General features: G+C 50.1%; 6 protein-coding genes. All 6 read right to left on the minus strand.

Features of this window, described 5'->3' with window-relative positions; genetic code table 11:
- Positions 1-120 precede the first annotated feature (120 nt).
- The 6 genes from AR543_RS07885 to pruA all read right to left on the minus strand — a co-directional run bounded on the left by AR543_RS07885 (position 121) and on the right by pruA (position 12,287).
- Entirely contained in the window at positions 121-1,920 is a 1,800-nt protein-coding gene (locus tag AR543_RS07885) for an ABC transporter ATP-binding protein (RefSeq protein WP_060533311.1), read from the minus strand.
- The gene (locus AR543_RS07890; protein ID WP_060533313.1) at positions 1,917-3,656 is read right to left on the minus strand and encodes an ABC transporter ATP-binding protein; all 1,740 of its coding nucleotides are present in this window, start codon (positions 3,654-3,656) and stop codon (positions 1,917-1,919) included. The genes AR543_RS07885 and AR543_RS07890 overlap by 4 nt, the downstream gene beginning before the upstream one ends.
- Positions 3,657-3,830: 174 nt before the next feature.
- Positions 3,831-4,997 carry a GNAT family N-acetyltransferase gene (locus AR543_RS07895; protein WP_060533316.1) on the minus strand — a complete coding sequence of 389 codons (1,167 nt, stop codon included), beginning with the start codon at positions 4,995-4,997 and terminating at the stop codon, positions 3,831-3,833.
- A 398-nt stretch (positions 4,998-5,395) separates the two neighbouring features.
- Positions 5,396-7,558 (minus strand): molybdopterin oxidoreductase family protein, encoded by a 2,163-nt coding sequence (locus tag AR543_RS07905; protein WP_060533318.1) that lies wholly within the window; start codon positions 7,556-7,558, stop codon positions 5,396-5,398.
- Entirely contained in the window at positions 7,512-9,806 is a 2,295-nt protein-coding gene (locus AR543_RS07910) for an FAD-dependent oxidoreductase (RefSeq protein ID WP_087071254.1), read from the minus strand. Before AR543_RS07910 ends, AR543_RS07905 begins: the two co-directional genes overlap by 47 nt.
- A gap of 912 nt (positions 9,807-10,718) precedes the next feature.
- On the minus strand, positions 10,719-12,287 hold the full coding sequence (gene pruA / locus AR543_RS07915) for an L-glutamate gamma-semialdehyde dehydrogenase (protein ID WP_060533323.1): 1,569 nt from the start codon (positions 12,285-12,287) through the stop codon (positions 10,719-10,721).
- Positions 12,288-12,351: the final 64 nt, after the last annotated feature.

Raw genomic sequence — 12,351 nt, forward strand, 5'->3', positions numbered from 1 at the left:
CTGCCGATATTCCTTCATGATCGAAGGGAAATCATCGGTAGAGATACAGGCTTTTGTAATTGGAAAACAAGCATAACAGGATTATAATCGATACTTTGGTACACTCACACCATTTGGTTGTCAGGCTTCGGCAACATCATGTCCAGCCTGTCTGGCGTGACGGTACAATTCGGCATAGATACCGCCTTGCGCCAGCAGTTTTGCATGGGTACCCTGTTCAACAATTTCGCCGTGCTCCATGACCAGAATCCGGTCGGCATGCATAATCGTGGACAGCCGGTGAGCGATAACGATCGTTGTTCTGCCCTCGGATACAGTCTGCAGAGCTTTCTGGACAAGCTGCTCGGTATGGGAATCCAGATTCGCAGTAGCTTCATCCAAAATCAGTACGCGCGGCCGGAAAACAACAATACGGGCAAAGGAGATGAGCTGACGTTCTCCTGCGGATAATCCGCTGCCACGCTCGGATAAACGGGTATCGTATTGCTGGGGCAGTTTCATAATCATCTCGTGGGCACCAACAAAGCGGCAGGCTTCGATAACCTGTTCACGACTGACCTGTTCCTGGAACAGCCGTACATTGTCGATAATGGACCCTGAGAATAGAAACGGTTCCTGCTGAATCAACCCGACGATCCGGTGCAGCTGCTCCTGCGGAATCCGGCGAATATCCTGATCATCGATCATGACAGAGCCTTTTTGCACATCATAGAATCGGTTGAGCAGGGCAATAAGTGTACTTTTTCCGGCACCGGTCGTACCGACGACGCCTACCATTTCGCCTGGGCGAATATGCAGATCCAGCTGCGGAAGAATCGTCTGCCCTTCGTTATAGCCAAACGTAATATGATTAAAGTCTACTTTGCCCTGTACCTGTTCCAGATGTACATTGGCTGTCTGCTGCGGCTCGGGATCACGAATCTCCGGCTGAATACGCAGGATGCGCCAGATCCGGTCCATCGATACCATAGTGGACTGAAACGTATTCCACTGCATCGTAATCTGGTTGATCGGCTGAAAGAACTGCCGAATATAGCTGATAAAAGCGTACAGCACACCGACTTCCATCTGCTTGTTGAATACGGCGACACCGCCGAGCCAGACCATCAGTACCAGCGCGATATTGCCCAGTACGTCAAAGGTACGGTTGAACAATACATTCGACTTGAGCTGCTGTACATTGGCCTGCCAGTAGTCGCTGTTGAATTCGGTGAACCGGCGGGTCTGTTCTTTTTCCTGATGGAAAATCTGGATCAGTCCCATACCCGACAGATTCTCGGCGGTAAAAGCAACCAGACGGGACAGCCGGCTGCGCGCATATTGATACACTTCACGCAGCCTTTTGCGGAACAGAATCGCCAGTGTCGCGATAATAGGCAGAGTTAACATGGAGTACCAGGCCAGCGTTGTATCCAGCCGGAACATAAAATAAATAATAAAAACGAGCATCATGCCGTCCCGAATCAGACTAAGCAGCACCTGGGTGAAAAACTGGCTGATCGTCTCTGTATCGCTGGATACATTGGTTACCAGTCCGCCGCTGCTGGAGCGGTCAAAAAAGCTCATCGACAGCCGCGAGATATGATCGAACAGGTCTTTACGAATACTGGCGACGATATGCTGTCCGGCATACTGCAGCAGATTGCTCTGAATATAGGTGAAGATCAGACTGACGACAGCCAGCCCCAGATAGATCAGCGCCATACCGGTCAGAAAAGGCAATCCGCTCTGTCCAACAGCAATATGATCATCGATCACAATACTGACCAGATAAGGCTGTACCAGATCGGCAGCAATAGCGAGTATAGTAGCAAAAAATATTCCGATAAAGGTCAGCCGGTGCGGACGGGCATACCGCAGAATAGCACGTAATGCTTCATAACGTGAAGCATCCGGCGAACCCGGGGTTTGTTTGCTCATGAGTGCAGACCTTCTTCCTGTAGCTGATACATGGATGCATAGATACCCTGCTCATTCAGCAGCTGCTGGTGCGTACCCTGCTGCACAATCCGTCCTTCATCCATCACGATGATCCAATCTGCCTGTTTGACTGCGCTGATCCGGTGCGCGATAATGATCGTCGTTCTGCTCTGACGCTCCTGAACCAGATTTTCCAGAATCCCGGTCTCGGTCACGGCATCTACAGCGCTCATACTATCATCCAGAATCAGGATGGGTCCGGTCTTGGCGAGTCCACGTGCCAGACTGGTACGCTGGCGCTGTCCACCGGAGAGGGTAATGCCGCGTTCGCCCAGCCGGGTCTCAAATTGCTCGGGGAAGCGGGCGATCGGTTCGTAGATCATCGCCTGGCGAGCGTGATTTTCTACTTTTTCCAGTGGAATATCCCGATCACTGAACGCAATATTGTCACGGATCGTTGTGCTGAACAAGAAGCCGTCCTGCGGCACGTAAGCGATCCGGGAACGCAGACTATTGATCGAGATTCGCCGCACATCCGTTCCGCCGAGCAGGATCGTACCTGCAGGCGGGTCATAGATACGCAGCAGCAGCTTGACTAGCGTTGTTTTACCGCTACCGGTTTTACCGACAATGCCGACGGTCTGTCCGCTGGCAATATGTGCATTCAGCCCGGAGATAGCAGGGCGTTCACTGCCCGGATACGTAAAGGTCAGATCACGCAGCTCCAGATCGGGAGAAGCCGCCAGCGGCAGCGCATTCTCATCATCCTGAATATCCGGCTGTTCGCCCAGCAGGCGGTTGACCCGATCGAGCGAGGCGCTGGAACGCTGCATCATATTGATCACGTTACCAATCTGCTGGAGCGGACCGGACATGATACGCAGATAGAGCGTCAATGCGATAAAGTTACCGATCGTAATGCTGCCCTGGATCGCCAGATATCCGCCATACATGAGCGAGATGACCAGCGACAGCGCCCCAAGAAACGGCACAGCCGCCTGGAAAAGCGAAGACATGCGTACCAGATGCAGTTGATTATCCCGGATCTGATCGACCGTACTGCCGAACCGCTGGCGGGCAGTCGGTTCAATCGCAAACGTCTTGGTCACGCGAATACCGCGCAGCTGTTCTTCAGCCGATTCGGTCATTACTGCCAGCGATTCCTGTACACTCATCGACCGTTTGCGTATACGTGGGCCAAAATACACCACCAAAAACGGAATCGCCACCATCGGCACAATACTGACCAGAATCAGATACAGCGGAATATGACTGAGCAGCATCATAACGAGGCAGGACAAAAACAGGAAAATGGCATTGGTTGTCATGGTAATTCCGTTGGAGATCGATTCACGAACCGAGGTGACATCGTTGGTCATGGAGCTGAGCAGCTTGCCTGTACCCTGACGGGAAAAATAGTGCTCGCTCAGTGTAGCGAATTTGCGAAACAGACTCTGTCGCATCGCAAACTCGAATTTGCGGCCGAGGCGCATCACCGAGAATTGCCCGGCTCCAAAAAGCAGATTGTAGGCGATCCCGATCCCTGCCAGAATCAGGCTGTAGTCGATAATCATCTCATACCGGATATTGCCGGCGAGCAGTGCATCCGTGAATTGCCCGAGTACTCTTGGCAGTGCAGCCTGGGCAATATTGGACAGGATAATTAGCACCACCGCCATAAGATAGTGTGGCCAGTGTTCACGTACATAGTCTGTCAGTATACTTCGATCCTTCATAGGCGTCCTTCTTTCTGCGAACTGATCCAGTTACCTTTCTCTATTCATTTAAACCAAAATGAGGTGAGGGATTGCAGTTTGTCTGCATTGAAAAAAGAAGCCTGCTTGCAGACTTCTTGGAAAATTAGCTATTATTCGTAATCTATTGACTGCGTTCCGTGGATTTTATTTTTTTTAGATGAAATACAGGCCGTACATATAAGGCAGCGGAATAGCAGGGAACGTAATTCCGGATTCCTGCAGGACAGTAGAAGACGGATCAAACAGCAGGGAACACAAAGCCTGATCGCCTTGAACGGAATAGGAACCCTGCGGAGTATGGAGTATATAGTGACTGTTTTCTTTTTCTACAGTAAAATGTATCGATGCGTGATCAGATGCCTGATCGCCGAGCAGTCCGGTCTGCGCCAGCAGGGCAGTTCCACTGGCGAGCATGACTGTACCGCCATTGGGAATAATGGATACTTTTGCCCCGATATCCTGTACCTTCTGAATCATTGATGTTTCCTGCCATGGAATAGAAACAGTCAGAGAAGATAGGGTATATGAGGAAGCGGCATCTTGCCAGAGTGCCAGCACAGCGTCCTGCTGACCGCCCCATTCCAGCACTTCTCCGCGGCGTTCGGCGATAGAAGAAGTAGCACCGTTCAGGTTGGAAGTCTCTGCATGGTCAGGCGGGATCGATAAGATGCTAACTGCAGCAATACTGTTTTCGCCTGGAACTGTAGCTACCCGGATATGCTGCTGCTGATTACGGATATGGGCGACAGGTGCAGCTTCGATCAGCTGCTGCAGCTCGGCCAGACTCATGTGTATGTAAGAGCTATGCGACTGCAGAAGTGCATAAACAGCGAAAATATCTTCTGTCTGCATATCCCGTACTTCCCATGAAGAGGAGGATACGGGAGAAGCCAGATTATCGGGTGATAGAACTGCCTGACTAATTTGCCCGAAAAATTGACTGCCTGCACGTGTATACAATGACCGGTCGCCGGAAATAAACATCAGTGATGCTCCCGATTCAAGGGCATGCTGACGGCATCGCTCCAGCAGTTGTCCGGCCAAGCGCTGACCACGATAATCCGGATGGGTACATACCGCTCCAATCGAAAAAGCGGACAATACATGCGTTCCAGCCTGAATCTGTACCGGCACCATTCCCATAAAGGACACCAACCGGTTTTGCTCAGTGAAAGCACCGTAGGAATGACTTATACCGGGATGGAAAAGGGTAGGGAACGATGTCTCCATATGACGATGATCCGGCTCGCAAAAAATATCATTTGCCAGCTCGGCAGCCTGCATCAATTCGTGTATATGTACTTTTCGAATCTGTATCATGGTAAGACCTCCTGATTGTCGGTAGTAAGACCATCCACTATACAAACCGGACAGTCAATGTTAAAGCGCTATAACTCTAGCATACCGCAGTTGAACTCCGAATACGATGCTATCCGGAAAAGTTTCCTCAAAAAAAATCCTGTTCTCCATCAGCGAGAGAACAGGATTATACTAGCTGACACCAAGCACCAAGCACCAAGCACCAAGCACCAAGCACCAAGCACCAAGCACCAAGCACCAAGCACCAAGCACCAAGCACCAAGCACCAAGCACCAAGCACCAAGCACCAAGCACCAAGCAGTTACAGCATCTATGCGAATATGCCAGGTAAGTAGGTCAGGCAGAAGATGAATCTGCGTAAGCAATCGCAGCTATGCGTAGATCGGTTTGATTTACCTTTATATAGAAACAGAGGGTTGAGCCTGCATCTGTACTATACCGGCATGCACCGGCCGAATCGAGACGGCAGTTACTTTGAATCCGGGCATTTTGCAGTAAGGATCCAGTTCCGGGGAAGTCGCTTCATTGACGTTTTGCGTTCCACCCCAGTGCATCGGCACAAATAGTGTATCCGGTCGGATCTGGTCACTGATCCGACAGCGAACAAAAAAGCGACCGTGAGCAGACTGGATTTCTGTCCATTCCCCATCCTGCAGATGATGCTGGCGAGCGGTCAGCGGATGAATCTCGACGTAATTTTCCAATTCACGGGCGGCGAGTGCAGCGCTGCGCCGGGTCTGTACGCCGGTCAGGTAATGGGACAATACTCTTCCATTGGTTAGGCAAAGCGGATATTCCGGTGAACGCTGCGGTCGTACTGCATGATGGGCTATACCTGTAAATAAAGCCCTGCCATCCTCATGGGCAAATCGCTCCGCAAACATCAGCGGCATTCCGTGGTGCTCCGGCGTAGGACAAGGCCAGTATACACCTTCTTCCCGTCGCAGCCGATCGTAGGTAATGCCATAATAATCGGCTGTTCCACCCCGGCTCGCTAGCCGCAGTTCATCAAAGATATCTTCGACTTCCCGATAATCAAAATAATGTCCTCTGTCCAGCCGAACAGCCAGCTCGCATAGTATACGCCAGTCATCCTTTGTCTCGCCAGGAGCAGGTGCTGCTGCTTCGCGCAGCAGTACTCTGCCTTCCAGATTGGTGAGTGTACCGGTATTTTCCAGATACGAAGTCACCGGCAGTACAATATCAGCCATCCGGGCTGTTTCCGACAGGAACATATCGGCTACAACCAGCATATCCAGCTGTTCCAGCGCAGAGCGTACGAGCGGGATATTCGGATTGGAGACAACCGGATTGGAACCCATGACGAACAGGGTACGAATCTCCTGGCGGTCGGCCAGTTCCATCATTTCATAAGCGGATACGCCTTTGCTGGGGATCTCATCGGGATCGACCTGCCAGACCGAAGCGATATATTGACGATCCTCAGGATTCTCAATCGAACGGTAGCCAGGCAGCTGATCGGCTTTTTGACCATGTTCACGTCCGCCCTGGCCGTTACCCTGACCGGTGATTGCTCCATAACCACAGCCTGGACGGCCGATTTTGCCAGTAGCCAGCACCAGATTGATCAGGTAACGTACAGCGAGATGTCCATCAGTCTGCTGCTCCACCCCGCGAGCGGTGAAAATAATCCCCGTCTGAGCCTGTCCATACCAACTCGCGGCCTGACGAATCTGCTCGGCAGGAATACCGCATTGTTCTGCGACCTGTTCGGTATCGATACCATTGAGCAGGGATGTGAGATCATCATAACCATTGGTACGATTATGGATAAAGGATTCATCCACCCAGCCGTTTTCGATAATAAGATGCAGGAGTGCCAGCGCCAGTATGGCATCGGTACCCGGCCGGATCTGTAAATGAAGATCTGCGATAGCTGCTGTTGCAGTCTTCCGGGGATCGATAACGATAATTTGGGCACCATTGGCACGGGCTTCATTAAAATAAGGCAGCAGAGTGGGCTGGCATTCCGCGATATTGGTACCGGCGAGAATGATGCAATTAGCCAGCGGAATATCTTCCAGCCGGCAGGTCATGCCCCGATCCAGTCCGAACACTTTGCTGCCTGCCGAAGCGGCTGCTGACATGCAAAAGCGTCCATTATAGTCGATATATCGGGTCTTCAATCCGATCCGGGCAAATTTGCCCAGCAGATAGGCGGTTTCATTGGTCAGTGAGCCACCGCCGTATACGCCGATAGAATCTGGCCCATACTGACGGGCAGCAGATTGAAAATGACTGCTGATCCGGTCCAGTGCTTCTGTCCATGTCGCTTTTACCAGAGTACCATTGCGGCGAATCAGTGGGAACACCAGCCGTTCCCGATTCATCGCATGCTGGTGGGCATTTATGCCTTTGACACAGATACGTCCCTGGGAAGCAGCATTCGGTGTACCTTCGGCCTGCCAGTTGGTATAGCGGCAATCTGTCTGCGATACACTGGGCAGGAGAGTAGAAGGAAGAGCTTCTGCTTCCTTGTAGTTCAGCGTGATTTTACATTGTACGCTGCAAAAAGGGCACTGCGTTTGCATCATCTTCATGGCTAATGGCTCCTTCCTGTCCAAGTTCAACGTTCTGCTCGTAATATCGGTTCAATACCTGCTCGCGGATATGCAGCAGCCGGGTACGCTCCAGCCACTGCCATACCGGTTCACCGTACCAGGATTTTTCATAGTAATAGTGAAGACAGAGAGACAACAACCGGATCGCTTCCTGAAAAGAATCCATCAGAGCGATCAGTTCTGCTTTGCGGAAAGATCCAGCCGAGCTGCCGCCCGCATAGACTTCCCATCCTGCCGGAGAACTGCATACCGCCAGATCATATAACAGTACGGCTGACGGACCCGTAGAGTGAATAGCCGCCGCTATATGCAAAGGAGCAGCCGGTACAATCTTCTGCCATCTGCTGTATAACTGCTGTAAAAGATCACGGCTGTCTGGTATCTGTTCCAGTAATACAGGATCAGCATGAAGCAGCAGGGAAGCAGAAAAAGAAGAACTAACGATACAAAGAGATCCGGCGCCGGGCAGCGTGTTTACCAGTGAATGCGGCAGAAGAGGGGCGGATGACGTATAACGGCTTTCCGGCAGCTGTACATTAGTTTTTATTTCGAAAGTATCTGCCGCAGCATATGCCGGATTAGCGAACTGCATCAATGGATGGGTAGCAAGATAATAATCAAGAGCAGGCAGACACTGTGGACAGCCATCCCTAGTAGTCCAGTTCAGCTGCTGCATCACCTGGGCGGCTGTCTGCCAGTCCTGTTCATGAATTTGTCGGCGCAGCATCTCATGGCTAAGAGAAGTACAGCTGCAAATAGCAGCAATCTCTTCTACCTCAGGAAAGGATTCATCCGCAGCAGAAGCAGATTGTGTTAGCCCGGCGGCATGACAGCGCACAAGTGCTTCCACGACAGGACGGCAACCGCCGCATGAACCGGAAGCACGGGTATGCTCCCTGACTTCATCTGCTGTCTCCAGCTGTAGCTGGGTCATTGTGTCGAGTATGGCGCATTTGGTCACTGCATTGCAGGCACATACGACCGATTGCGGAGAAAGGGCTATTGCGGCCGCATCTGCCGGATTAATGGATGTATTGTTGCTGTCATTTTCCGCTGCGATCCATGTTTCGGCAGATTGACCGCTGCGTACCGCTTCGACCAGAGCGGTACCTTCGGCGGTCTCGCCGTATAATATGGCCGCGCTAATTTTACCATTGGTAGCCAGAATGCGGCGGTAGGTATGACGCACACCATCATACTGCTGCACGATATCCTCGGCTTCTGCGGCCTGAATATCTCCAACCGAGAAGACATGTACACCGGAGATTTTGAGCTGGGAGTATGGGATGGAGCCCGAATAATCGGATGTTGGCTGCTCACACAGATGCGCAGCCAGCACCTGAGCCTGCTCATACAACGGAGCGACCAGACCATAAGAAATTCCCCGATGCTCCGCACACTCTCCAATCGCATAAATGCCGGGCTCGCTGGTCTGCATTCGGTCGTCTACCCAGATAGCGCGTCCTGTCCGGATACCGGCCTGCTCAGCCAAACGAATATTGGGACGAATACCGACTGCCATTACAATCAGATCGGCAGCCAGTCGATCCCCCTGCTCAAAGCGCAAACCCTGCGCGCGGGTCGTTCCCGTAATTTTCTGTGTATTGCGGTTCAGGTGAAAAATCATGCCCTGCTGCTCCAGTTCTTTTTGCAGCATACCGGCAGACAAGGCATCCAGCTGACGATTCATCAGATAAGAGGCATTATGTATCACATGCGCCTCCATACCGAGATGAAGCAGACCACGCGCCGCTTCCAATCCAAGCAATCCACCACCGATAACAGCTGCCCGGCGGTACCGGCTCGCATACTCGGTCATGATCCCGCAATCTTCAATATTACGAAAAGAAATGACCCCTTTTTTGTCCGAACCGGGCAGAGGAGGGATAAAAGGAACTGAACCGGTCGCTATAATCAGGATATCGTATTCTGTCTGCATCCCAGAAGCTGTATATATCATTCGCTGTCCCGAATCAATCCGCATAACCTGTTCACCCGTATACAGCTGAATTTCATTTTCCCGATACCAATCCAGCGAGTGCAGAATAATATCCTCAAACCGGCTTTCACCCTGAAGTACTTTGGATAATAGAATCCGGTTATAGTTTGGCCGGGATTCCGCACCAAATACCGTAATTTTGAAATGTCCGGGCCGCCGCTTTACTATTTCTTCCACACAACGCATTCCCGCCATTCCATTACCAATCACGACTAACCTTGAGGGCATATGGTTTCCTCCTTTATCTATCCACATATCTGTCTCTGTTTAGAAATGTATCCGATATCTCTACGCTTATTTAAAATGTATGCATCCATCCGAAACGCAATTAACTATATGCCATCCTGACTAACCAATCCGTTTTAAGTTAAGTAATATTACCTTACATACAAAAAGTGAACAATCTCATTTCGAAAAATGAATACAACAGCAAAAAAGAGCAATTCAACTAGAAATCATTCTAGAATTAAACAGAAAAAGCCCTTTTCTGCTGACTTAACAACAGGAAAAGGGCATCATTGCCATCAATCAAGATCACACATCTTTGTGTGAAAGTTATAAAATAACAGTAAAGGATTCCGAATATTATGTCAATATAATTAACGTATAATAGATAATTAGTATTAAATACCACTAATAAGTTAAATAGTATAACATAAGAGGATGAGTGATATGGATATCTGCATAGCACTAATGTTAATCATTTATAAGGTATTAATTATCTCTATAAAGCTACAAAGTCACAAAACCACAAAACCATAAATCCCTAAATCCCTAAATCCCTAAATCCAGTAAAGCATCTGATCCATTAAAGTAAATAAGTCCATCAAAATAAAGCCGACGCACAGAACGGAAGAAAGGAAATAAGAGCAAAGGACGAGATTTAAGCCTGGAGATCCTCATTCCTTCCCACCATTAAAGGATCTCCAGGCTTAACCAGAGGACGTGCTCTTATTCCTTTCTGAAGTGAATAATGCAAGTCCATGTTAGTCCAGTCCTCCCGACCTAGCCCAGCGAAAAGCCCCTGTATTTGCTCATACAGGGGCTCCCACCTACCTATTTCCATAAAATAAAATCAATTATCACTATATCGCGTCACGTTACGCATATCCAACCCCACCGACAAGCGCAGCTTACTCCTTACAGCTTGCGCGAAGTTAACTTCGCCTGGGTAAACAGCAGCAGATAATCATGTCCGCCGGCTTTGGAATCTGTACCCGACATATTGAATCCGCCAAATGGCTGTGCACCTACCAGTGCGCCGGTACATTTGCGGTTTACATACAGATTACCACAGTGCATAGTCTCCAGCGCTTCGCTGATCCGCTCTTCATTGGAAGAGAAGAATGCACCAGTCAGTCCAAATTCCGTATCATTATAGATCTCGATCGCTTCCTGATAATCCTTGGCCGAGCAGAGAGCCAGTACCGGACCGAAGATTTCTTCCTGCATAATGCGGGCTTTGCGATCCACATCTGCGAATACCGTAGGCTGGATATAGTAACCATTACCGTCTGCTTTGTTACCGCCTGCGACCAGACGACCTTCGGTTTTGCCGATCTCGATATAATCAAGGATTTTGTTGTAGGAGGATTCATCGATAACCGGTCCGGATGGATAGTTTTGTTCCGGCAGACCAATCGACAGGCGGCCGGTCAGCTCGGTTACTTTTTCCACAATCTGCGGATAGACCGATTCTACGATCACGGCACGTGAGCCAGCCGAACATTTCTGACCCTGGAAGCCAAAAGCAGAAGCGACAATAGCCTGTGCAGCAGCATCCAGATCTGCAGTCTCATCGACTACGATTCCATCTTTGCCGCCCATTTCGGCAACCAGTCGTTTCATCCAAATCTGGCCTTCTGCAGTATCGGCAGCCAGTCGGCTGATGCGCAGTCCTACTTCCTTGGAGCCGGTGAAGCTGATAAAGCGTGTTTTCGGATGGGTAGTCAGATAATCGCCTACTTCAGCGCCGCTGCCTGGGATAAAGTTGATTACGCCTGATGGTAATCCGATCTCTTCCATAAGAGCGACGAATTTGTGAGCAATAACCGGTGTTGTGGAAGCTGGCTTGAGCAGTACCGTATTGCCGGATACTACAGCAGCTGTCGTCATACCGACACAGATCGCCAGCGGGAAATTCCACGGCGGAATAACGATACCTACACCGAGAGGAATATAGGTCAGTCGGTTATCTTCACCAGGAATCGGTGTCAGCGGCTGCGTCTCGTTGATCTGATCCAGACGCAGCATCTCGCGCGCATAGAATTCCATAAAGTCAATCGCTTCCGCAGTATCTGCATCGGCTTCGGCATAGTTTTTGCCGGCTTCCAGAATCATCATCGCCGAGAATTCGTGCTTGCGTTCGCGCATGAGGGTGGCAGCTTTGAACAGATAATCGGCACGTATACGAGCAGGAACTTTTTTCCAAGTCTCAAATGTCTCCAGCGCCGTATGCATCGCCTGTTCAGCGAGCTGCTGATTGGCTTTGCTCATGTAACCGATCACTTCATCCTTATTGGCAGGATTGATAGAAACGATTTTGTCTTCGGTTACAATCTTCTGGTCTCCGATATGCAGGGGAAGGGTCTGACCCAGTTCTGCTCTGACACGGGCAATAGCTTGTTCCATCGCTTCACGGTTCTCTGGTTGGCTGAAATCGACAAAAGGCTCATTGGCAAAGGTTTTGATATCTGTTGTTTTACTCATTAATCTATCTCCTCTCAGAATGGAAGCAGAATAAAATCATGATTTGTAAAAACATACATTTATT

The organism is Paenibacillus bovis (assembly GCF_001421015.2).
GTDB lineage: Bacteria > Bacillota > Bacilli > Paenibacillales > Paenibacillaceae > Saccharibacillus > Saccharibacillus bovis.

Bases quoted from the DNA above. Each gene is read 5' to 3' on its own strand.
- AR543_RS07910 (WP_087071254.1), bottom strand. From the start codon at position 9,806: ATGCCCTCAAGGTTAGTCGTGATTGGTAATGGAATGGCGGGAATGCGT.
- pruA (WP_060533323.1), bottom strand. From the start codon at position 12,287: ATGAGTAAAACAACAGATATCAAAACCTTTGCCAATGAGCCTTTTGTC.
- AR543_RS07890 (WP_060533313.1), bottom strand. From the start codon at position 3,656: ATGAAGGATCGAAGTATACTGACAGACTATGTACGTGAACACTGGCCA.
- AR543_RS07905 (WP_060533318.1), bottom strand. From the start codon at position 7,558: ATGAAGATGATGCAAACGCAGTGCCCTTTTTGCAGCGTACAATGTAAA.
- AR543_RS07895 (WP_060533316.1), bottom strand. From the start codon at position 4,997: ATGATACAGATTCGAAAAGTACATATACACGAATTGATGCAGGCTGCC.
- AR543_RS07885 (WP_060533311.1), bottom strand. From the start codon at position 1,920: ATGAGCAAACAAACCCCGGGTTCGCCGGATGCTTCACGTTATGAAGCA.